General features: G+C 64.1%; 1 protein-coding gene and 1 pseudogene. One reads left to right on the forward strand and one right to left on the reverse strand.

Annotation, left to right across the window (positions count from 1 at the left end; translation table 11 throughout):
• A partial coding sequence (locus tag BN1233_RS49555) for an ATP-binding domain-containing protein (RefSeq protein WP_048710859.1) occupies positions 1-947 on the forward strand: 947 nt, incomplete at its 5' end.
• Positions 948-1278: 331 nt separating this feature from the next.
• Here BN1233_RS49555 and BN1233_RS08900 read toward each other — a convergent pair.
• Positions 1279-1719, reverse strand: a pseudogene (locus BN1233_RS08900) (helix-turn-helix domain-containing protein); the annotation flags it as partial.
• Positions 1720-1882: the final 163 nt, after the last annotated feature.

The following is a 1882-nucleotide window of genomic DNA, read 5'->3' on the forward strand; positions in this document are numbered from 1 at the left end:
CTGACGTTCGATTGCGAACGTATCAGAGGAAGATTCCGGGGCGTTTCGAGGCCACGGTGCATGCTGTCGTGTGCGCAATGTTCACCGACCTGCGGAAGAAAGGCGTCGAAGCTCCCTCCCTTGCCGTCTTGGCCCGGAGCAACACGCTGATCGCAAAGATTTCGACGGACATTTCGACACCGCGCGCCCTCAACGGCTCCCAACTTCCGGCGATCCCGCATGAGCTGATTTGGGATGCCGAACTCACCGCGGCTGCCGCGGTGGTCATTGCATCGATACTGGAGTGGCCGCAGAGGGCCGACGGATCTGGTCTGACAGTGACCTTTCATCGTATCGCCGACTTCTTCCGGACGAAGATCGCAGTTGAGGCGGAAAAGCCCAGTAAGAGCGCGCATAAGCGCGTGAGTCAGTTCTCGGAAGATGCATCGTTGAATGCAGGCGGGCAGGTTGGGAAAGCCCGGGCAGTGAAGGCATTGGCCATGGCTTACGCGCAGGGCTTCGTGCTGAGCGGCGATCCAGTCGAGGATTGGAAGACAGCCCGGGCGATCCTCGCCGGTCCGGAACCACTCGATGCCATTTATGGCGCGGCTCGCCTCGTCCGACTGTTCCGCGCCACCGATGCTCTTGCCGAAGGATTGCGCCGGCGGTGGGTGGAAGACGGGTCCTACTCGGGTACTGCCGATCTGGTTCGCCGTCTGCTCGACCGAGATCGAATCCAAGCCAGTGAACGGGAACCAGAAGGCTGCCTTCTGATGAACATCCACAAGTCCAAGGGCAAGGAGTACGACGGTGTGATCATCGTCGAGGGCCCGTTCTCTGGCAGATTCCCGTCGGCCCGGGAGGCTCCGCCACACCTTACGACCCGAAGAGTACTTCGAGTGGCGATCACTCGCGCTCGACGCCTTGTCACGATTGTTCGACCCGCAGACGCGATGCCGCTCGCTTGACCACTGGCAAAGACATGAACGGCTGAGATCTTGCGAGGCACTCTGTCGAGGTTTGCGGAATAACCGGTGGATCCAATGGTCTATGCCTTGGCGGTACACGCGGTTGATATCCAAGAATCTCATTGGTCGGGAGCAGACCATTGCCCAGCAGGGCCACTGCAAGGGTGTCAGGGCAGTCACCAGAGAGCCGCCTCGGCGCGTATGAGTATTGGGTCATCGTCGATGTCCATGGCGGGCTCCTCATCCGGACGCCACCTCTTCGAACCTGCCAATGCCCGATCATGGCCGCCGTCCCATAGCCCCGCCCAGGCTCGGAGGGAGCGGGACCTGCTCACCCGAAGCCGTCGCCTCGGCTTGCGCGGACCAGGCGCAGCACCTCCTCACGATCACCATCACGCAAGGCCTGCAAGGGTGTCTGGCCCTCAAGGACGGTGTCGGGCGCCAGCAGGAAGTCGAGCGTGACCCACGGACCCTCACGAGCGAGGCCGCGCACAACCTCCGTCAGGCCGGGAATGACCTCGCCGTCCCGGAACTGGCAGGCGGGATAGCGCCAGTCGCTTCCCTCCCGGACGGCGAGCAGGGTGCCGGCGCGCCGTCGCTCGTCGACAGTCTCGCGAGTGATTCCGAGCAGCCGAGCAGCCTCCTCGGCGGATAGGGCGCCGCCGGCGCGGCGCAGGAGCATCTCACGGTGCTCCAGGTTCCGCGCCAGCGCGGGCGCGAGCGGATTGGGATCAGCAACGGCTGGCATGGCGGCGACCTCGGATCGGCTCAGGCAGACAACCTAGCGGGTTGTCCGTGTCGGGGAAGGGGCCGGGATGACGAAGTGCACTCTCGCCGGACTGCGGATGACGTCGTTGCCGTGATCCGATGCGATGCCGTGCTCCCGCGCGCGGCCAAGCCCGGGTGTGCCGTTCCTGGATCAGGACACGCCCCGG

The organism is Microvirga massiliensis, from assembly GCF_001006805.1.
In the GTDB taxonomy this organism is placed as follows: domain Bacteria; phylum Pseudomonadota; class Alphaproteobacteria; order Rhizobiales; family Beijerinckiaceae; genus Microvirga; species Microvirga massiliensis.